The organism is Bacteroides muris (ex Fokt et al. 2023), from assembly GCF_024704895.1.
Taxonomy (GTDB): domain Bacteria; phylum Bacteroidota; class Bacteroidia; order Bacteroidales; family Bacteroidaceae; genus Bacteroides; species Bacteroides muris.
Map to the genome: position 1 here is coordinate 60,890 of NZ_JAMZEE010000018.1, position 21,971 is coordinate 82,860.

Sequence of the window (21,971 nt, forward strand, 5' to 3'; positions counted from 1 at the left end):
TATAATCGTATGAAAATAAAATATGCATTAGGAGCCTTGGGGCTATTGGCTGGAATGTCCGGATGCAGTCTGGATGTGAATATGTATGACGGAGTGATGGCCGAAGATTTGGACAACAAGAATATCGCCGAATTGTCGCAAGGTACTTACCGTTTGCTCAAGAACGACGGTGGATTGATAGATAATGGCTACTACTTTTGGGCGTTTGGCGGTGATGACATTACATGGAACGGAACCTCAACGGGGGGGACATGGCCGCTGTATGACTATAGCCGGAATATACGTAGCAGTGTGACGGAATATACTTGGGAGTTGGGTTACCGTGTGATTGGCAACTGCAACGAAGTGATTGAGAGAGTCAAGGGCTTGGGTGAAAAAAGTTCTGCTGAGGAAACGATAATGATGGGCGAGAACTACTACCTGCGTGCTTTGAGCTATTTCTTGTTGGTCAACGAGTTTGCACAGCCCTATTCCAACAATCCTACGCAGAATCCTGGTTTGCCTCTGAAGTTGAATACCGGCATTACGGACGAGGATATGCCGAAATCCCGTTCCACAGTGGCCGAAGTTTACGAGCAGGTGGTGAACGACTTGAAGGATGCCATCACTTACATGACTTTGCCGGCAGGCATGAGTTCCAAGTCGAACATCTACGCTACCAAGGAGGCTGCCGAAGCACTGTTGGCAAGGGTTTACCTCTACATGGAGAATTGGGACGGTGCCTGGCAGATGGCGAACAATGTCATCACCTCGGGCAAGTACGAACTGGAGCGTGGAGAACGTTATGCCACTTATCCGCAGTTTATTCCCGAAGATAACAGAGAGACTATTTTCGCTGTACGCCGCACACTTGATAAGGATGACAATAGCGCCAGTCGTATGGGAGGAATGTTTATATGTATAGATGGTACCGGCTGGGAAGAGATGTCTCCCTCTTCCAGATATCTGGAGTTGATAGAACTTCATTTGGATGACAACGATATGCCTCTTGACCTGCGTAGCCAATATATTGTGAAGAGATTTGTGGAAGATGGAGCCAATGATTATACCCCGGTTCCCTATCTTGACAAGGTGTATGAAGACTGGTCGTTTGTCTATGGCAGAAAGCCGGACAATGCCAAGACTTATAAATATGAGCAGAAGCGTATCAGAAAGCAGGCTGACGGCAGATATGCTGTGGTGAGAGCTGCAGAAAAAGGTGAACCGGAATACAATGCCGACAAAACGGTGTATGTAGTAGATAACAGTGTTGATTTTCAGTCTGGTCCGTATTTGCAGAAAGAGGATTATAACTTGGGTGAACGCTACTTCATCTTGGATGCAAGCGGCAACAAGGTTATCGGCCGTATCGAACCGAGGGTGTTTGATGCTGACACTAAGCGTGGCAAGGATGCCCAATTCTTGGTATATGCCATCAATAAGTTGTCTTATCAGGAGCAGAGCAAGCAATTGTGGTCGCCGGTCATCTCCCGTCTGTCGGAAATGTACTTGATTCGTGCTGAAGCCAATATTGAAAAGGGCGGTGCGGTAAAGGCTACATTGGATGATGTCAACGAACTTCGCAGAAGAGCCGGTATTCCGGAATGGACCGAGGAGAATATGAAGACCGCTGAAAACGGTAGCTCCAAGGATATCCACAAGATTGTAGAAGAGGAACGTATGCTAGAACTGGCTTGGGAAGGCCATCGCCGTTTCGATGTGTTCCGCAAACGTCAGACTTTGGATAGAAGATACCCGGGCGGTCATACCATGAAACTGGCAGAGCCTTTCTATGAGGTGAAGTACAATGAACCGGCTGTCTGTGAGTTCATCCCGCAGCTTCAGTACGATGCTTATCCTCATAAGTTGGAACAGAATCCTTAATGATAAACAGATTTACTAATTTAAAATAGACATACAAATGAAAAAGTTATCATATTTAATGTTGTTTCTTTTGTCGGCCATCATGTATGGATGTGCCGAGACTGAGCAGCCGTATGTAGGGTATATTATTGTGGAACGTGCGGTAGTGGATGCTGCTGCCGGCTCAACCGCTACCGTAGTGGCCGATACGGATATTTCCTCTTCTATTTTCGTGCAAGTGGAAGATGGGGCCGACTGGTGCCAGGTGGCGGCTGATGGCAAAAATATAACCGTCACTGCTACGGCTGCCAATACAGCAGAGGCTTTCAGAACTGCTACCGTGTACGTGAAATGCGGATATCGTGAAACTACTTTTACCGTGTTACAGAAATTCGATGGACAAGAGTATCTGCAATATGACTGGACGCGCTGGACAGCTACCGGAAACGGTGTAGAAGCAAATGACGGTGGTGGCTATCCCAGCCTATTTACCGAGAATCGTGGGGAGTTCTGGCATAGCCAATACTCAACAGCGGTGCCTCTTCCTTATATAATCGTTGTTGATATGAAAGAAGAGCTGGAAGTAGCCAAGTTTGATATCGGTAGAAGATACTATTCCGGAAATGGTAATAACTACGGTACGGTGAAGACATTGAATATCTATGCCAGCACTGATAATGAAAACTTCACTGCTGTAGGAGGGTTCACATTTGCATTGCCGTGGACTGCACCCGACGGAACCGTTGTAGCTTCTGCTCTCCATCCTCTGATTCCGGCTTTTGAAGAAGTGATACCGACAGCACCGGTAACGGCGCGCTATATAAAACTTGAAATAACAGAAACCAACATGAGCAATAATGCTGCCCAGATTTCTTATTTCAAGGCCTATGAAAAAATCTAAAGTCACAATTTTGACTAACCTTATTTACTGAATCATTTGTGGAGGATGCCGCGAAGGTCGCTTCCGGCATCCTCTTGTTTCAAATTATAAAAAACGGAAACTTTATTCTAACTTTGTACTCTATATATTTTATGAGAAACCTTTGTCTTTTCCCCATTCTATTCCTCCTTTTCACCCTTTTCATATCTTGTAAAGGAGAAGAGGAATTGCCGGTAACCACGCCTTTCATTGAAATCAGCAATCAAACTGTTCAGTTTGCACGTTTGGCAGCGAGCCAAACATGCAAAGTGAATACAAACATGGATGACATAAAGTGTGAGGTGACCTCAGGAGCCGACTGGTGTCAGGCAAGTTATGCCAATGAGGTGCTGACTATTGCAGTGGTGTCTAACCATGCCTATCAATCCCGTACAGGAACTGTTACACTGGTAGGAGGAGACATAAAGGCTACCGTCACAATTGCCCAGGATGGTAAAGGCTCGTCTATCGGACAGGTGAGTGATGACCTGAAGATTGAGGCGACAAGTGCCAAATCTTCTTCGTGCCAGCCCGGTGAGGAGATTGAGAACACATTGGATGGAAGCCTGAACACAATCTTTCATTCACCTTGGGTGGCCGATGAATATATGCCCGTTACGCTTGCCTATCATTTCGAGAAGGTGGAAAGGATGGACTATCTGGTTTATCATCCACGCACGGACGGTGGAATGAATGGAAACTTCCGGGAGTTGGAACTCTATGTAGCCACTGCCGAAGAACCGGAGCCGAAGCTTTACGGAACGTACGATTTCCAAGGAAGTTCCGTAGCGTCCACCATCAGTTTCTCTCCGGCATTGGTGAGCCCTACACAGATAAAGTTCGTTGTAAAATCGGGTAAAGGAGGATATGCCAGCTGCTCTGAAATGGAGTTCTATCGGAAGAATCCGGATAACTTTGACTATGCGGAACTGTTTACGGACGCCACTTGCTCTGAACTGAAGAAAGGCGTGGACGAAACCACTATTAATGCGGTGGAAAATCAGTTCTTCAAAGAGCTGGCGATGGAAATTCTTAAGGGTGAATATGAGAAAGAATTCAGGGTGCAAAGCTATAAATCCTGGCAACATCCGGATATCCCGGCCAAGCGCAATAAGACCAATATGTATGGACTGAGGGACAACCCTACGGGAATTTACGTCAATGAGGGCGAGGAACTGGTAGTCTTGGTAGGCGATACGCACGGACAGAATGTCTCGCTGTTTATTCAAGACACGAAGAATACCATCACGGGGATGTCAATGCCTCTATCCGAAGGTATCAACAAGAAGAAAGCTACAGTTTCGGGACTTATATATATCATGTATTATACTCCGACGGGGAGTGAACAGCCCGTCAAGATAAATATTGCGTCGGGCACCGTCAACGGTTATTTCGACAGCGGCAAACACACAAAGGCTGACTGGCAGAGGTTGCTGGACAAGGCTGTTTATAAACATTTCGACGTGATAGGTCGATATGCGTCGCTGACTTTTGAAACCGAAGCTTTCCGGAAATATACGCCCGACGGACTGGCATTGATTGACAAATATGACGAACTGGTGTGTCTGGAGCAGGAGTTTATGGGACTGCCCGAAAATAATCAAGGCTATAAGAACCATGCCTACTTCCTTGCCATATACGATGATGCAAGCTATATGTATGCCACTGACTACTACATGGGCTATCATGTAAGTACCCAGTCGGATATACTGGATTTGAAGAAATTCTCTACTACGGCTTGCTGGGGGCCTGCCCATGAACTGGGACATGTGCACCAGACCCGTCCTGGACTGAGATGGATAGGGATGACGGAGGTGACCAACAATATTCATTCTCTGTACATTCAGACTACTTGGGGGAATACTTCCCGCCTGTTGACGGACGGCTGCTATGAGAAAGCGTTCGGCACTTTGCTGAAGACGGGAAAGGCGCATAATGAAATAGATGACGTGTGGGTGAAATTGGTTCCCTTCTGGCAACTGAAACTCTATGTAATGGATGTGATGGGGAAAAAGGATTTCTATAAATACATCTATGAACGGTTGAGGCAACAGCCGGATTTGGATACCACAGAAGAGACGGACGGTCTCCATCAATTGAATTTCGTGAAATTGGCCTGCGAATCGGCGCAACTCGATTTGACGGAATTCTTTGAGGCATGGGGATTTTTGACGCCGATAGACAGGTCTGTGACGGATTATGGTACTACTCAATTCACCATTACCCGGCAACAGATAGAACAAGTAAAGGAAGAAATTGCCTTGAAGAATTATCCTAAGCCTGCACATGATGATATTTATAATATGAAAGATGATAATATATCCGATTATCGTGTACGTTGATTCGATAAAAAGGACTGTTTGGTTTTATGAACCAGTTTAAATGAATCTGGAAGAAAATTTAAGTAAGTCTATTGCTTAAAATGATGCTAAAGTAATCTGCGTTTTATTACCTTTGTACCCGAGTGATGAAAAACGAAATCTGATAGCGAATCATATCAGTATTATATATCTAACCTTTAAATAAAAAAGAATGAACGACCTGTTAAATAATCTGGGGAAATGGAAAACAATGTCATTTGCTTTTGCAATGCTTTTCCCGGCTCCCTATCTGGCAACACAAGCTGTGTGTGGAGAAAAGGAGGGTGTTGCAATGGTGCGGCAAGTTTTCTCTGTCATCAGTGTTACGAAAATTAATCGGACAACTGTTGAAGTTCTGTATTCCAATCATCAGCGCATGACGTTTGATTTCTATGGAGACAATATCTTCCGTATGTTTCAAGACAATAACGGTGGCATACTTCGTGATCCGGAAGCAAAGCCGGAAGCAAAAATTCTTGTAAGCCAACCCCGTAAGGAAGTATCGCAACTGAAAGTTCAGGACGATGCAGGTTCTGTTTTCATCACTACCGGCAAGGTGAAAGTGGAAATGGATAAGAAGACAGCATTGATGAAAGTCGTCAACTTGCAAACGGGAGCCGTTGTGCTGGAAGAGGCCGAACCTGCCGTTTTTGATAAAGAAAGAGTTACTTTGAAGCTGAAAGAACATCCGTTGGAATATTTCTACGGCGGAGGTGTGCAGAACGGACGCTTCTCACACAAAGGCAAAACCATTTCTATCGAAAATCAGAATAGCTGGACGGATGGTGGAGTAGCTTCTCCTAATCCCTATTACTGGTCAACAAACGGTTATGGCCTCATGTGGCATACTTTCAAAAGAGGTGCCTATGACTTCGGACGGGAAGAGAAAGGCATTGTGAAGCTGTTTCATCAAACGGATTATCTGGATATTTTCGTGATGGTGAACGATGGTGCCGTGCCTTTGCTGAATGATTTCTATCAACTGACTGGTAATCCTGTACTGATACCGAAGTTCGGTTTCTACCAAGGACACTTGAATGCCTATAACCGTGACTACTGGAAAGAAGACGAAAAAGGAATCCTGTTTGAGGACGGCAAACGTTATAAGGAAAGCCAGAAGGATAATGGTGGCATCAAAGAATCGCTGAACGGAGAAAGAAATAATTATCAGTTTTCTGCGCGTGCCGTGATAGACCGTTATAAGAATTACGACATGCCCTTAGGCTGGTTGTTGCCCAACGACGGTTATGGAGCCGGCTACGGCCAGGCGGAAACATTGGACGGCAATATTCAAAATCTGAGGAGCCTGACGGACTATGCTCATCGGAACGGAGTGGAAATAGGTCTGTGGACGCAGTCCGACCTTCATCCCAAAGAGGGTATCAGCGCGCTGCTGCAACGTGATATTGTCAAAGAGGTAAGAGATGCGGGAGTGCGTGTGTTGAAAACTGATGTTGCCTGGGTAGGTGCCGGATACTCTTTCGGATTGAACGGTATTACGGATGTAGCCCGGATTATGACTTACTATGGTAATGAAGCCCGTCCTTTCATTATCTCTTTAGACGGCTGGGCAGGTACACAGCGTTATGCCGGCATCTGGTCGGGCGACCAAACCGGAGGTACATGGGAATACATCCGTTTCCACATTCCTACTTACATCGGTTCAGGACTGTCAGGCAATCCAAATATCTGTTCGGATATGGACGGTATTTTCGGAGGAAAGAACCCCGTTGTGAATACACGTGATTTCCAATGGAAGGCCTTTACCCCTATGCAATTGAATATGGATGGATGGGGTGCCAATGAGAAATATCCCCATGCTCTTGGCGAACCTGCCACTTCCATCAACCGCTGGTATCTGAAGTTGAAGTCGGAAATCATGCCATACGCCTATAGTATCGCCAAAGAATCTGTGGACGGACTGCCTATGATGCGTGCTATGTTCCTTGAATATCCCAATGTCTATACGTTGGGCAAAGCTACGCAATATCAGTTCCTTTATGGACCGTACTTCTTGGTGGCTCCCATTTATCAAGCCACGAAAGCCGATGAACAAGGCAATGACATCCGTAATGGCATCTATCTGCCTGATGGTGAATGGGTAGATTATTTTTCCGGTGAAATCTATCAAGGCGGATGCATTATCAATAATTATGTTGCACCGCTTTGGAAATTACCTGTATTCGTGAAGAACGGAGCCATTATTCCTATGACGTCCCCCAATAATAACGTCAATGAAACAGACAAAAATCTGCGTATATACGAACTCTATCCTTACGGAAAGAGCACATTTACCGAATATGATGATGACGGTATGACTGAAGAGTACCGTTCGGGCAAGGGTGTAAACACTCTGATTGAATCTGTTGCCGGTGAAAAGGGCGATGTAACGGTAATCGTTCATCCGGCTCAAGGCGACTTCAATGGTTTTGTAAAAGAGAAGTCAACCGAATTCAGAATCAATGTAACCGAGAAACCCAAAAAGATTCTGGCAACTGTCGGAAAGAACAAGGTCAAACTTGTGGAAGCAAACAGCATGGATGAATACCTTCAGAAAGAGAATGTCTATTTTTATGATGCCAAACCCAACTTAAACAAGTTTGCCACTAAAGGAAGCGACTTCGAGAAAGAGGTAATCACGAAGAATCCCCAAGTGCTTGTCAAGTTGGCGGCTACTGACATTACAGCAAACCGGACAACCTTGAAGATAAGCGGTTTTGTATTTGCTCTGGCTGATAGGTATAAGGTAACTTCAGGTCTGCTGGTCGCTCCGAAAGCGCAGGTCACCGAAGATAATACGGAAGCCTATGCTTTGAAACCGACTTGGGAAAAGGTGGATAATGCCGATTATTACGAGATAGAGTTTGAAGGTATGAATTATAGTACCATTAAAGATACAGAATTGCTGTTTGAAGGACTGAACGTGGAAACCATCTACAACTTCAAGATACGTGCGGTGAACAAAGACGGGCAATCTGACTGGTCGGCCTTCAGTGCCACTACGAAAAGAGACCCGCTGGAATTTGCCATACATGGAATTGTGGGTGAGACAACTGCCGCCAATCAAGGTCGTTCACTCCGCCGTTTATTCGACTTTGAGGAAGGAGAGTTGTGGCATACCAAGTACAATGAAAAGGCCATTCCGTTCGACTTGATTATGGATTTGAAATCTATCAACCAAGTTGATAAATTCCATTATCTCCCTCGTGAGAATGCCGGAAACGGAACTATCTTGAAAGGTACGGTTTACTACAGCATGGATAAGGAGAACTGGACCGAAGCGGGAGCATTCGACTGGAAGCGTGATAATGAAGTGAAGATATTCACGTTTTCCCAAGTGCCGACAGCCCGTTACATAAAGATGAACGTTACGGAAGCTGTGGGTAACTATGGTTCGGGTCGAGAAATATACGTATTCAAAGTGCCTGGAACAGAAAGTTATCTGCCGGGCGACATCAACAACGATAAGTTGGTGGATGAAAACGACTTGACTTCTTACACCAACTATACCGGTCTGCGTCGGGGCGATGCCGATTTTGAAGGATACATCAGCAATGGTGACTTGAATCGTAACGGACTGATAGATGCTTATGACATTTCAGTCGTGACCACACAACTTGAAGGCGGTGCCGACGGTGTCAGAGGTGAAAAGGTGGAAGGAAACATCAGCATCAGTACCCCGAAACGCAGTTATGCCAAAGGTGAGATTATCGAGGTGTTGGTGAAAGGAACCGACCTGCGCCATGTGAATGCCCTTAGCTTTGCTCTGCCCTATAATCCTGCCGATTATGAGTTTGCTGGTATACAGCCGTTGGGCATGAAGGCGATGGAGAATCTGACGAACGACAGACTTCACACTAATGGGGTCAAGTCTGTATATCCCACATTCGTGAATATCGGAGAACGTGAGGCTCTTGAGGGGGATTGTGCTTTGTTTGTCATCAGATTCAAGGCTCGCAGGAATGTGAAGTTTGACTTGAAGATGTTGGACGGATTCTTGGTAGATAAACAATTAGGTGTATGCAATTTCTAAAACTATGTTACTCATTTGCTTCATTTGTATGCTTTGAGTATCTTTGCGGAGTGAATGAGTAACGTTATAATAATTCTAATTTTAAATTAACTAAATCATGAAGAAAATTGGATTCTTGGTGTTGAGCTTATGCTTTGCATTTAGTGCATGCTCAACGCAAACTGCCACTACTGTGAACACCTCGGAAAAAGGAACGCAGTGGGAATGGAAAAATGGAACTATTGTTGTGCAGACGCCCGAACGTCCTGCAGGACAAAAGAGTGTGTTGGGACTTACTGTTCCCAAGATGGAAGTAGTGCGTGTAGGTTTTGTAGGTTTGGGTATGCGTGGCCCCGGTGCGGTAGAGCGTTTTACTCACATTCCCGGAACTCATATTGTGGCTCTTTGCGACTATGAGGAAAAGCGTGCGGAGAGATGTCAGAAGTATCTTGAAAAAGCATCTCTGCCCAAGGCTGCCGTTTATTCCGGTGCTACCGGCTATGAGGAACTCTGCAAGCGCGATGATATAGACCTCGTTTATGTTGCCGCCGACTGGCTGCATCATTTCTCCGTTGCCAAATGTGCTTTGGAGAATGGCAAGCATGTGGCTATTGAGGTTCCTTCTGCCATGAACTTGCAGGAATGCTGGGATTTGATTAACTTGAGTGAAGCAAATCGCAAACACTGTATGATTCTGGAGAATTGCTGCTATGACTGGTTTGAAATGAATACTTTGAACATGGCTCAACAAGGCGTTTTCGGTGAGGTTATCCGTGCACAGGGTGCTTACATCCACAACTTGGAGCCGTTCTGGGATTACTATTGGAAAAACGGTGAAAACGACAAATTGGGATGGCGTCTGGAGTTCAACATGAGACATCGCGGTGATGTGTATGCTACTCACGGCCTTGGCCCTGTGGCACAAGCACTCGACATCCATCGTGGCGACCGTGTGACTACATTGGTGGCGATGGATACGAAGTCTGTAGTAGGTAAAGCGTTGGTAGAAGAACGTGCCGACTCTGCTTGCAATAATTTCCGCAATGGAGACCATACTACTACTTTGTTGCGTACAGCCAATGGTAAAGTGATTGAGATTCAGCACAATGTAATGACTCCGCAACCTTACAATCGTCTGTATCAGCTTACCGGTACTAAGGGATTTGCCAACAAGTATCCTGTAGAAGGATATGCTTTGGATGCCAACCAGCTTAGTGCTTCGGGTGTACAGCCTAAAGTGGACGATTTGAGCTCGCATGGCTTCCTGCCTGATTCTGAAATGAGAGCTTTGATAGAAAAGTACCAGCACCCCATTCTGAAGAAATACGGTGAGATGGCCAAGGAAGTAGGTGGTCATGGCGGTATGGACTTTATCATGGATAGCCGTATGGTATATTGCTTGCAAAACGGTCTTCCTTTGGATATGGATGTATACGACCTCGCAGAGTGGTGCTGCCTTGCAGAATTGGGCGAGCTTTCTATGGACAATGGTTGTGCAGCTGTGGCATTCCCCGATTTCACCCGTGGTGAATGGAATGTAGTGAAGGGCTACAAGCATGCTTATGCAAGTCTGGAAGAGGAAGCTGCTTCCATGGAAAAGGCGAAAGCATTTACTGCTAAGTTGAAGGAACAGGGAGCTAAGGAATGGGCTGCTGAAAAGAAATAATAAGAAGCAGATAAATTCTTAAAGTACGCACGGGTTACGCGGAAAGTTACGGATGAATTTTATTCTCTGTAGGTTCCGGGTAATCCGTGTTTCTTTTTGTATTCTTGCGTTAATAAATGAACCTCCGAAAATCTTGCTGTTTCTTAAAAAGCATTGTATATTTGTCTTCATACCTGAGATACTTTACTCATGTTGAAGAAACACATAAGGCCATAATTGGGCATTACAGCCGTTTGTCTGTTTGCTGCTTTCCCGATACTGTAGACTGAATACTTGTTTCCTTTAACAAAACAGACTGTTTCAATATGATGAACAAACAGTTCTGATATATTGGAACGATGTGTTACGCTTCTATACTCTTATGCTTCTTATACTCTTCAATCACGTGCTTCCTGCTCTGCAGTATTTGCCAACGATATACCAGGCAAGTGGTAATGAAGTACCCCCCCGTTTGTATCCATAGTGCCTGATACTCGAAAGAGGCTTCATGGAGTGTGGCTCCCATGCTGTTGATGCGTACGTAGCCGTTGATGCCGAAGGTAGAAGGGAAGATGTACGAGAAGTACTTCCAGAAAGCAGGTATGGCAGTTCCCGGCCACGAAATGCCGGAAAGGAACAGCAACGGCACGGAGGTGAACACGAACAGCAGCATGCACGTTTCGCGGTTGCGGATGGCAATAGATGCCGTCATGGCAAAGAAAATACAAGCGGCCAGGTAGGGCAGGGTGAACAGAGTCAGGACACCCGGTATCGCTATTTGGTTGAGGCTGAAAAGCCATGGAACCACGCACAGTATATATACCGATATCAGTGAATATATCATGAAGTAGCTCAGCCCTTTTCCCATCACAATGCGTAGTGTGCCGTTATAATGGCGGTTGATAGGCACCAGGTCTCTGAAACGGTTCTGCTCGCGTGTCGTTCCGGCAGACAAGCCGATGCCGAGCAGAAGGGTTTGCTGGATAATCAATACTAATACAGCCGGAATCAGGAAAGCGGCAAATCCGTTGGTCGGGTTATAGAGGGCGACATCCTCATACTCTATCGGGTAGGCGGTAATCTCGTCTTGGCGGTCGGTGGTATTGGCGCTTCGCTCCACTTTGATGTCTGCGTTCATGGCGAGCGACACGTTGGTGTTGGCAGTCAGCAAAGCTTTGTAATACAGCAGTCCGCTCATGTCGCAGAAGATACTGACCTGCATCTGCTTACCGCGTACAATGTCGCCGCTGAAGCTGGAGGGGATGTAGATAATGCCGTATGCCTTGCGCTCCTTCAGCATCAGTTTGGCTTCTTCCATATCGGCGCAGTAGCTTACGAGGCTCACTTCGGGGCTGGAGTCCACTTTTCGCAGGTATTCGCGGCTCAACGAGGAGCGTGAGTCATCTACTACGACAGTGGGCACTTCGTGGATGGTTTCGTTGGTATAGATGAAAGCATATATCAACGGATAGACCAACGGAACGAGCACGAAGAAGATGAGCACGCCTTGGTCGCGGAAGGTTGTGCCGAATTCCCGTTTCCATATATAGAACAAGTCATGAATGCCTTGTATCACTTTCTGTCTGAAGGTCAGGTCTTTCATTAGGGCATATATTTATAGTAAACCAATGCTCCTTTCAGCCTATGGGCTATGAAGAACGGAAGCATCATGAAAATAAGCAGTGCTACGTAGTTGACCCACGAGTAAATCATGGGGTATCCATTCAGTGCCTGGTCCACATATATCAGGAAATAGTGGCGCAGGGGGAACAGATTGGCCAATGCCTGCAATACGGGGTGCATGCCCATGACGGGGAATGACAATCCACACATGGAGAAAGAGAGTACGCCCCATAGGGAAGCGAAACTGAGTCCCAGACGCAGGGTAGGCAAGGTTCCTATCATCAATATTCCCATGCCTTGCGATGCCAACACTAGGCAAAGGGTGGCAAGCAGCATCGGTAGGATGCCGCTGTTGCAGGGGAAATGGAGGAAACCGTAGAGGTATACATTATATAATATCCCCATCAGGAAGAAGATGGCGGTATGTGGTAGCAGTTTGCCGGCAAGGGAAATCCAAATGGAATTGTTGCCCATGTGCAGCCATTCTCGGGCGGTGCGGTCTTTTATCTCGACTCCGATAGAATAGACGGTTACCATGAAGATAAGCAGCATCAATACACCCGGTGCAAAGGTATTGCATAGATATACGGAGTAGTTCAGCCACGGGTTATTGAGTGGATGCGTATCTATGACGATAGGCTGGAGGAAGGCCATCGCTTGCTCTTCGGTAGCTCCTTTGGCATATAGGGTGGTACGTGCTGCGGCGCCGGATGCCAATTCGCTCATCATCTTCATGTCTTTGAAGAGGAGTGAACCTGCGATGAGCAGGGTATTGTTTGTGTAGAAAGAGAGTTTGGGCTGTCGTCCGGCTTGTGCTTTGGCAGAGGTACCTTCGGGAATGTAGAAGAAACCGTAAATCTCTCCGCGCTGAATGGCGGTACGGGCTTCGTTGATGGTAGGGTAGCGGGCGACGACGGCTGTCTGCTCAAAAGCGTCCAAGTTACGTGTCAGCTGGCGTGAAGTGGCACTCATGTCTTGGTCTACCACACCTACGGGCATGTCCGTAGGAAGCCCGGAGTCCATCAGCGTGGTGAAGAATATGTAGCAGAACAACGGTGCTATCACCATACAGAACAGATAGAGCGGGCGGGAAACAAGACGGCGGCATTCGCGTCTTGCTACATTCCACAAAGCCGTATGTTTCTTATCTTTTTTCATCATCCTCCCCAACAACTCATAACTCCTTTTATTTCTCCAATATCACACTCATTCCCGGACGCAGTCCTTCCACCTTCTCTTGCGGAGCGGCTTTTACTTCGAATGTTTTCAGGTCGAACTGTCCAGTAGTCTTGGTCGCTTTCCAAGCGGCATATGTGCCGAGGTCTTTCATGTAGTACACTTTCAGGCGGATATTCCTGTCGAGGGCAGGGATGAATGCCTCGAATTCGGTATTCATACCCAATCCTTGCAGCAAGTCCTCGCGTACATTGAAGGTTACCCACATATCGTCCAGAATGGCGATGTTCATAATGGGAGCACCCGTGCCCACGAGCTCGCCTATTTTTGGAAATATCTCGGATACCTCACCGGCAGTCTGTGCAATTAGGTAAGTTTCCTTGATGTACGATTCAACTTCGGCCACAGCTCCTTTGGCGCGTTCCACCAAGGCAGCGGCAGCGACTCTGTCTTCGCGTTCCGCACCGTTCTTGGCCATATCATACTGAGCTTTGGCGGCTTTCTCTGTAGCCCGGGCTGCATTGCGTTGGGCGGTAACTTCGTCAAGCTTTTGTGTAGACATCACGCCTTGGTCGTGCAGGTTCTTCACACGCATGTAGGATTTTTCGGCAATCTCCAGTCCGGCCAGTGCCTTTTGCCACATTTCATAGGCAGCTTGTATCTGTTCCCGACGGGCGCCTTTCAGAGCCTTTTCGTTCTGGGCTTGGGCTGCCGATTCGGCGGCGCGTGCTTGTTCCAGTTTGGCCTGCACGTCCGGAGCCTCCAAAATGGCAAGGGTGTCTCCAGCTTGTACGCTTTGTCCGTCTTTTACACGAAATTCCAGAATACGTCCCGGCACTTTGCTCGATACTCGATACTCCGTTACTTCTGCTTGTCCTTGCACAATTTCCGGCCCTTTATGCAACATGAAGAAACCTACAAGGGCAACGATGGCAATCACTCCCGTCAGCGTGAGGAATGCCAACAACATGTTACTGTTTTGTGATTTTGTATCCAACATATTATTTACTATTTGACTATTTACTATTTACGATTTAGGATTGAAGAAACTATCAATTATCAATTATCAATTTCCCTGTTGCCTTTCTCAGATAGATTTCTGTCAGTTTTACGTCAATCTGTGCGTCTATCTTTTCCGATTGGGCAGAAAGCCATGCAGTGTGCGCTTCGAGCACATTGCTGGCAGGTATAACGCCTTCCTCAAAGCCAAGTGTAGCGTATCTCAGGTTCTCGTTGGCTTTTTCCAAGTTCTTTTCGGCCATGGTCAGTTTCTTGGCAGCTTCGTTCACTTGGAAAGCCGACTGGTTGACCTGCAGCTCTATCTTTTCTTTGGCGTCATCCAACTGGTATTGGGCGATGCGTGCTTCCGATTTGGCTGCTTTTATTTTATAGATGCCTTCGCCCCAGTGCCAGATGGGTACCGACACCATAACACCCACATTCCACATCCCCTTGAACTTCTTCTCAAAACTGTTGAAGACGGAAGGGTTGGTTGCCATATAGCTGCCCATTAGTGCTATGGAAGGAAGATATTCCGAACGGGTGACATTTACTTTCTGCTTATAAATCTGCGTGGCAAGTTCCAGGCTGCGCACTTCGGGACGGGTAGCATAAACATTGTTGATATCGATGGCACCGTTTTCCGGAGTAGTGGGAGTCAGGTCTTCCTTCTGTTCGTCTGTGAGCATGACGGGAGTGGAAAGGTCGAGACCACATAATTGGCACAGCAGCATCCGGGCAAGGCTCAGACCATCGGTTACCTTGGTCAGAGTCATTTCGGCTTCATTCACTTTTACTTTGATGGAGAGTCCGTCTGCTTTGGTGGCAACGCCTTCGGCAATCATTTTGCCGACGTCACCGTCGAGCTTCTGCAGTAGTTTTAGATAACCTTCTGCCAGCTTCTTTTTATGGGCAAGGGACACTACCTGCCAATATGCCTGATCTGTACTCAGGATTACTTCCTGCATGCCGGCGTTGTGTTGCTGGCGGGCCAGTTCTTCGGCGTATTTGGTGATTCTGTTGTAGGCACGTATCTTACCGCCCATATATAGGGGTTGGGTCAGCGTCAGGGCACCTCCATACATGTCGCGGGTATCCGTACGGAAGGCGTCAACCAGAGATTGGCCTGCCCCGTTGAGGGCACCCGTCAGGCTTTGTCCCAGAGCCGGCAGTTGGCCGGCTAATTCGGGATGAAGCTGTGCGATGACTTGTGCGGCTTGCATCAATGGTTCGCCGAGGCTTGTGCCCAATCCGGACAAGGCTCCCTTCTGCGCATCACTGAGGATGGACAATTCTTTCTGGTTGCGTATATATCCGCCGGTAGCCGAGATGTTGGGAAGGTAATTGGTGAATGCTGCTTTTTTTTGGTAATGCGCAACATTGATTTTTTCCTGACTAATCAGCAGTTCTTTGTTGTTGGAGATTGCCAATGCACGGCAACTATCCAAACTTAACGCTTCTTGTGCCATTATAGGGAAGGCCAGCCATGCCAACCCTATGAAACTGAAGAGCTTTTTCATAAAGTTTTAACTCATTAACATTTGATGTTCTTATGAAAACAATTCACTTGCCGAAATGTTCGGCAAAGGGCTTTGCAAAGCCATTGAACAATTTTCAATTCTTGTCGATGATGTTTAGTAGCGCGACAATAATTGCATAAGCAACGACACAAATATATCAGCTTCCTTTAATATGGCAAAATAATTTAACCTGTTTTTATGATTGCCGATTAAATTTCTCAGTCCAATTTGAACGATTGCGAACCGATAAGGGTGCCGTTGGCAAAGATGTCCACGCGGTAAGTGCCGGCATAAAGATATTCTTCTACATCCCAATAGACAGTTACAGCTTGTTCCTCTCCATTGTATTCTATATACTTTTTAATAGAATAGGCCAGTTCGCGGTTCTCATAAGGGAATGTATTCTGCGGGTTTTTTGTCAGCACATCGTTGTCTGGTTTGGTGATGCGGACATAGAGGGTACGTTCGCCGGTTTCCGCAGTAATGTTCTTCACGATGGAGAAATTGATTTTGAGCTTCACGATGTCTTTCACCTTCTTGGCCGTCTTGCCTCGTTTGTTGGTGGCTTGGACGAAGATGTTGGTGGCGTCCAGTTGTGCGGCAAGCGTCACGGTCTTGGCCAGGTTCTTCTTTTCTTCGGACAAGTTGCTGATTTGCCGGGAAGCGGCGTTGTACTTCTTGGTGACATCGGCTATGATTTCCTTCTGTTGGGCAGTCAGGCGGTTCAGCGAGTCAATCTGGTTGATGTAGCCTATCATGACTTTGCGGAGAGAGGCCAGTTCCTTCTTCAGACGGCGTATCTCGGTGGCATTGCTGCTCTTCACGGTACGGAGTTCTTCCAATAAGCGTTGGGTCTTCAATTGTTCCTGTTCCAAGAGTACGGACAAGGAGTCGTTGGAGACGCTCAGCTTCAGTTCGTCATATTGCTTGGCGAAGTCTGTATATTGGTTTTCAAGGTCTTCTTTATCCAAGTTGAATTCCATTATCAGCTCTTTGTTGGTTTGCTTTTCGGAAATCAGCAGAATGGTAACTCCTATTAATAATAGTATAAGGAGGCTGCCTGTCGCAATGAGAAGTGTATTTTTCTTAACTGCCATTTTTTTAATGATTAATGGTTAAGTGATTAATGGTTCATGGACGATTGTTTGTACCCTGTTCATGAATCGTCCGCAAAATTAATCATTAATCATTAATCATTGTCCACTAATCATTGTCTAAATGTGTATTTAACTAAAATTATTACGGAAATATTTCTCTAATTACGAAGTTCGCCGTACTTTTGCGTCATCTTTAAAGAACACTTATAAACAAAAAAATTAGAAATTATGTCAAAAGTAACCGTAGTAGGTGCAGGTAACGTAGGTGCTACATGCGCTAATGTGTTAGCCTTTAACGAAGTGGCTGACGAAGTGGTAATGCTGGACGTGAAAGAAGGCGTTTCAGAAGGTAAGGCAATGGATATGATGCAGACTGCTCAACTGCTGGGCTTCGACACCACTATTGTAGGTTGTACCAACGATTATGAGAAGACTGCCAACTCCGACGTTGTAGTGATTACTTCCGGTATTCCCCGTAAGCCGGGCATGACTCGTGAAGAATTGATCGGTGTTAATGCAGGTATCGTTAAGTCGGTTGCACAGAACATCCTGAAATATTCTCCGAATGCTATCCTCGTGGTTATTTCCAATCCGATGGATACCATGACCTATTTGGCACTGAAGTCCTTAGGCTTGCCGAAGAACCGTATCATCGGCATGGGTGGTGCTTTGGACAGTTCCCGTTTCAAATATTTCTTGTCTCAGGCTTTGTGCTGCAACGCCAACGAAGTGGAAGGCATGGTTATCGGTGGTCACGGTGATACTACCATGATTCCGTTGGCTCGTTTGGCTACTTACAAAGGACAGCCGGTAAGCGCACTGCTGAGCGAAGAAAAACTGAACGAAGTGGTAGCTTCTACTATGGTAGGTGGTGCTACGCTGACTAAGTTGCTGGGTACTTCCGCTTGGTATGCTCCGGGTGCGGCAGGCGCATACGTAGTTGAGTCTATCATCCACAACCAGAAGAAGATGATTCCTTGCTCGGTATATCTGGAAGGAGAATACGGCGAATCAGACATCTGTATCGGTGTTCCCGTAATCCTAGGTAAGAACGGTATCGAGAAAATTGTTGAAATGGAACTGACTGCTGACGAAAAAGCTAAATTTGCTGCCAGCGCTGTTGCCGTTCACAAGACAAATGCCGCTCTGAAGGAAGTTGGTGCTCTCTAATTGAGGGTAACTTAAAATGATAAGCAAACCTCACGGTCTCTTCTCGAAAGGAAAAGTCGTGAGGTTTTTTGTATTCTCCAAAAACAAGAATCATTATGAAAAAATTACTATTAGGTATTGCTGCCGCTTGCTTGGCAGGTTTTACTTTTGCACAGGATGTTCCGCTCTGGATGCGTCATAGTGTCATCTCTCCCGATGGGACGACCATTGCTTTTACTTATAAGGGAGACATTTATACGGTGCCGGTTACCGGCGGACGTGCCATGCAGATAACTACCAATCCCGCATATGATACAGATCCGGTATGGAGCCCGGACAGTAAGCAGATTGCTTTTGCTTCGGACCGTATGGGAAGTCTGGACGTCTACATTGTGGCCAAAGACGGAGGCGAACCACGACGGCTGACTACCCACTCGGGAAGCGAAACACCGCTTGCTTTTACAGATGCCGGACATGTCTTGTTCTCTGCGGGCATCATGCCGTCTGCCGAGGCTGTTGTCTTTCCCTCTAACGGGCAGTTCAACCAGGTCTATCGAGTATCAGTGGAGGGAGGGCGCCCGACGATGATTTCGTCCATGCCTATGGAGTGCATCTCCATCAATAAGGAGGGAGCGATGTTGTATCAGGATAAGAAAGGTTACGAGGACTACTGGCGTAAACATCACGTATCGCCCATTGCCCGTGACATCTGGATGTATACTCCGGGGAAAGAACCGCAGTACCGCCAGCTGACCACTTTCGGAGGAGAAGACCGTGAACCAGTTTGGGCTCCTGATGGAAAAACATTCTACTATCTGAGTGAGGAAAACGGCTCTTTCAATATCTACCGACGTACTCCCGGAGATGCGAAGGCCGTGCAGTTGACGCACTATACCAAAAATCCGGTACGCTATCTCAGTGCCGCTACGGACGGAAGGTTGTGCTATGGATTTGATGGTGAGATTTACACCCTGCTTCCCGGTGGAGAAGCGCAAAAGGTGAACATCAGCATTGTTTCCGATAGAAACGACAAGGACATTATCCGCCAGATTAAAAGTAGCGGTGCCACGGAAATGGCAGTGTCTCCGGATGGTAAGGAAGTGGCTTTCGTTTTGCGTGGTGATGTTTACGTCACTTCAGTGGAGTATAAGACTACGAAGCAGATAACGAATACTCCCTATCAGGAACGAACCGTAGACTTTGCTCCCGATGGGCGGACACTGGTTTATGCTTCCGAACGCGACGGGCTTTGGCAACTTTACACTTCGACGATTGTGCGTAAGGATGAAAAGCTGTTTACCTATGCCACAGAGCTGAAGGAAGAACGCCTGACAAACTCGGATGCCGCTTCTTTCCAACCCCAATACAGCCCTGACGGTAAAGAGATTGCTTTTCTCGAAAACCGCAGCGCCATCCGTGTCATCAATTTGAAGACAAAGGATGTGCGTACCGTTATGGATGGGAGGTACCAATACTCTTATTCGGACGGTGACCAGTGGTTCCAGTGGAGTCCGGATAGCAAATGGATTCTCTCTGACTATATCGGTGTGGGCGGATGGAACAACAAAGATGTTGTGCTGCTGAATGCTGATGGTAAGGGTGAAATGGTGAATCTGACCGAAAGCGGATACAACGACGGCAATGCCAAGTGGGTGTTGGGCGGAAAGGCTATGATTTGGACTAGCGACCGCGCGGGTTATCGTAGCCACGGCAGTTGGGGAGCCGAAGACGATACTTATATCATGTTCTTTGATGCTGAAGCATACGACCGTTTCTTAATGAATAAGGAGGAAACCGCTTTGCTTGAGGAAGCGGAAAAGGCGGAGAAGGCGGAAAAGGAAAAAGCTGGAAGGAAAGACGGAAAAGATGCCAAGAAGAAAAAAGAGGATGCCGATAAGGAGAAGGAGGAAAAGGTGGAACCGTTAAAGTTTGACCTTGCCAACCGCTTTGACCGCATTGTACGCTTGACCGTCAATTCCTCGCATATGGCAGATGCCATGCTTTCTGCGAAAGGGGATAAACTTTACTATCTGTCCGTTTTCGAGGATGGGTACGATCTTTGGGAACACAATCTGAAAGAGAACGCTACAAAAATTCTTTTGAAGAAAGTAGGTGCAGGTGCTTTGCAGACTGACAAGAAGGGGAAGAATATCTTCCTTTGTGCCCGCGACAGGATGAAGAAGATAGAGATTGAAGGCAGCAAAATTTCTCCAATTGAATTTGAGGCTTTCTTCGATTACCGTCCTTACGGTGAGCGTGAATATATCTTCGACCACATTTGGCAGCAGGTGGATGATAAATTCTATGTGGCAGACCTGCAGGGAACGGACTGGACCAAATACAAGGAAACTTATAAGCGTTTCTTGCCTTATATCAACAATAACTACGATTTTGCGGAAATGTTGAGTGAGATGCTGGGCGAACTGAATGGTTCTCATACAGGTGCGCGTTATGGCGGTTCGGGTGCTACTTTGCCTACTGCTGCTTTAGGCGTATTCTATGATGATACTTATGCAGGCGACGGATTGAAAATAAAGGAGATCATCCCCCAAAGTCCTCTAACTAAGAAGAAAACAGATGTAAAATCGGGCTGTATCATTGAAAAAGTGGATGGCATTGCCATCTTGGCAGGTACCGATTATTTCCCGTTGTTTGAGGGAAAGGCCGGCCGTAAGGTCGTTCTTGCAGTCTATGATCCGGCTACAGGAAAACGTTTTGAAGAGACTGTGAAGCCGATAACTTATGGTGCGCAGAATGAGCTGCTTTACAAGCGTTGGGTGGAAAATTGCCGTAAGAAAGTGGATGAATATTCCGGAGGTCGCATTGCTTATGTCCATATCAAAGGTATGGATAGCCAGAGTTTCCGTAAAATGTATTCTGATTTGTTGAGTGACCGTAACCGTAAGAAAGAGGCAGTGGTTGTGGATATCCGCCATAACGGTGGTGGATGGCTGCACGACGATGTGGTTACTTTATTGAGTGGAAAGGAGTATGAGCGTTTTGTTCCGCGCGGGCAATACATTGGCAGTGATCCGTTTAACAAATGGCTGAAACCGTCCTGCATGCTGGTATGTGAAGATAATTATAGCAATGCTCATGGCACTCCATTTGTATACAAGACGTTGGGCATCGGTAAATTGGTAGGTACTCCCGTAGCAGGAACCATGACAGCCGTATGGTGGGAACGTCAGATTGACCCGAGTATTGTATTCGGTATTCCTCAAGTAGGATGCATGGATATGCAGGGAAATTATCTTGAGAATCATACTTTACAACCCGATATCTTGATATATAATAAGCCGGAAGAGGCTTTGAAGGGAGAAGATGCTCAATTGAAAGAGGCTGTGGATTGCTTATTGAAGCAGTTGCCGGTGAAAGAGTAAGATTAAAACAGAATATTTATGTAGGAAGTGGAAGGTGTATCCCAATGCACCTTCCACTTTTTTCATAATGTGGCTGCTTAATTATTGTAAAAAAGACTAAGAAACTGTTTAAAAATTACACAATAATTTTGTTAAGCATGATTTTGCAGAAAGCAAGTTGAACCATAGGCTCTGCAGTATCAGCATGGAACTCGTAGTCTATCGTCAGCCTTCTGAAGTTTTCCAGCCATGCGAATGCTCTTTCAA

Annotated in this window: 12 protein-coding genes; 7 read left to right on the forward strand and 5 right to left on the reverse strand. The window is 46.4% G+C overall.

The genetic code is table 11. The features are described 5' to 3' along the window. The first annotated feature begins 9 nt into the window (after positions 1-9). The 5 genes from M1B78_RS09280 to M1B78_RS09300 all read left to right on the forward strand — a co-directional run bounded on the left by M1B78_RS09280 (position 10) and on the right by M1B78_RS09300 (position 10,799). Positions 10-1,863 (forward strand): RagB/SusD family nutrient uptake outer membrane protein, encoded by a 1,854-nt coding sequence (locus M1B78_RS09280; RefSeq protein ID WP_257940494.1) that lies wholly within the window; start codon positions 10-12, stop codon positions 1,861-1,863. Between the two features lie 37 nt (positions 1,864-1,900). Further along, on the forward strand, positions 1,901-2,743 hold the full coding sequence (locus M1B78_RS09285) for a discoidin domain-containing protein (protein WP_257940495.1): 843 nt from the start codon (positions 1,901-1,903) through the stop codon (positions 2,741-2,743). 299 nt (positions 2,744-3,042) lie between these two features. After that, positions 3,043-5,103, forward strand: coding sequence for a M60 family metallopeptidase (locus M1B78_RS09290; RefSeq protein WP_430732568.1), 2,061 nt, complete (start codon positions 3,043-3,045; stop codon positions 5,101-5,103). Between the two features lie 190 nt (positions 5,104-5,293). Continuing rightward, positions 5,294-9,154 carry a TIM-barrel domain-containing protein gene (locus M1B78_RS09295; RefSeq protein WP_257940497.1) on the forward strand — a complete coding sequence of 1,287 codons (3,861 nt, stop codon included), beginning with the start codon at positions 5,294-5,296 and terminating at the stop codon, positions 9,152-9,154. A 97-nt stretch (positions 9,155-9,251) separates the two neighbouring features. Further along, positions 9,252-10,799, forward strand: a complete 1,548-nt coding sequence (locus tag M1B78_RS09300; RefSeq protein ID WP_257940499.1) for a Gfo/Idh/MocA family protein — start codon at positions 9,252-9,254, stop codon at positions 10,797-10,799. Between the two features lie 343 nt (positions 10,800-11,142). Here the strand turns inward: M1B78_RS09300 and M1B78_RS09305 are convergent, their stop codons facing one another. The 5 genes from M1B78_RS09305 to M1B78_RS09325 all read right to left on the reverse strand — a co-directional run bounded on the left by M1B78_RS09305 (position 11,143) and on the right by M1B78_RS09325 (position 17,193). Further along, on the reverse strand, positions 11,143-12,381 hold the full coding sequence (locus M1B78_RS09305; RefSeq protein ID WP_257940500.1) for an ABC transporter permease: 1,239 nt from the start codon (positions 12,379-12,381) through the stop codon (positions 11,143-11,145). Further along, entirely contained in the window at positions 12,381-13,559 is a 1,179-nt protein-coding gene (locus M1B78_RS09310; RefSeq protein WP_257940507.1) for an ABC transporter permease, read from the reverse strand. Before M1B78_RS09310 ends, M1B78_RS09305 begins: the two co-directional genes overlap by 1 nt. Before the next feature lie 28 nt (positions 13,560-13,587). Then, positions 13,588-14,577, reverse strand: coding sequence for an HlyD family secretion protein (locus tag M1B78_RS09315; RefSeq protein WP_257940501.1), 990 nt, complete (start codon positions 14,575-14,577; stop codon positions 13,588-13,590). Positions 14,578-14,629: 52 nt separating this feature from the next. Further along, positions 14,630-16,096, reverse strand: coding sequence for a TolC family protein (locus tag M1B78_RS09320; RefSeq protein ID WP_257940502.1), 1,467 nt, complete (start codon positions 16,094-16,096; stop codon positions 14,630-14,632). Positions 16,097-16,314: 218 nt separating this feature from the next. Then, positions 16,315-17,193, reverse strand: coding sequence for a hypothetical protein (locus M1B78_RS09325; protein WP_257940503.1), 879 nt, complete (start codon positions 17,191-17,193; stop codon positions 16,315-16,317). 228 nt (positions 17,194-17,421) lie between these two features. Between M1B78_RS09325 and mdh the strand changes: the two genes are divergently transcribed. Both mdh and M1B78_RS09335 read left to right on the forward strand, forming a co-directional pair. Continuing rightward, positions 17,422-18,363 carry a malate dehydrogenase gene (mdh, locus tag M1B78_RS09330; protein WP_257940504.1) on the forward strand — a complete coding sequence of 314 codons (942 nt, stop codon included), beginning with the start codon at positions 17,422-17,424 and terminating at the stop codon, positions 18,361-18,363. A 95-nt stretch (positions 18,364-18,458) separates the two neighbouring features. After that, a complete protein-coding gene (locus M1B78_RS09335) occupies positions 18,459-21,725 on the forward strand; it encodes a S41 family peptidase (protein WP_257940505.1) in 3,267 nt (1,088 codons plus the stop codon). Positions 21,726-21,971: the final 246 nt, after the last annotated feature.